The 601-nt window shown below is 73.7% G+C and carries 1 protein-coding gene; it reads left to right on the top strand.

Going from position 1 to position 601, the window contains the following annotated elements:
* Positions 1 to 601 (top strand): spermidine synthase (locus FNQ90_RS26040; protein ID WP_182608540.1); only part of this gene is annotated, 601 nt, incomplete at both ends.

The raw sequence follows: 601 nt of genomic DNA on the forward strand, positions 1-601 counted from the left end.
CTCCACCTGGGCGGGGGAGCGTTGACCCTGCCGCGCTGGTTGCAGCACCTGCGACCGGGCTCCCGACAACTGGTGGTCGAGCACGACGCGGCTCTGGCCGCCCTGGTGGTCGAACACCTGCCGCTCCCGCCGGGCGCGCCCATCCGGATCCGGGTCGCCGATGCCCGTGACGCGTTGGAGGAGGTGCCGGAGAACGGTGTGGACGTGGTGGTCGCCGACGTGTGGGCGGGGAACCGGATCCCCGCTCGGTGCACCACCATCGGATTCTCCCTGGCCGCCGCGCGGGCCGTGCGGCCGACCGGCGTGCACGTCGTCAACCTGGCCGATGCCGCCCCCCTGAACTTCGTGCGTTCCCAACTCGCCGCGATGCGCGAGGCGTTCGCCCACCTGTACGTGATCGTCGAACCGGCTGTGCTGCGGGGGCGTCGTTACGGCAACGTCGTGGTGGCCGCCTCGCACCGCCCCCTGGATTTGTCGGAACCGGCCCGGCGTGTCGCCGCCGATCCCTTCCCGGCCCGGGTGGTGCTCGGGGAGGAGGTCGACCGGCTGATCGGGGACGCCCGCCCACCGGCGGAGAAGGACGCGGCGCCCTCGCCGGCCC

Origin of the sequence: Streptomyces alkaliphilus (assembly GCF_014141535.1) — a bacterium.
Taxonomy (GTDB): domain Bacteria; phylum Actinomycetota; class Actinomycetes; order Streptomycetales; family Streptomycetaceae; genus Streptomyces; species Streptomyces alkaliphilus.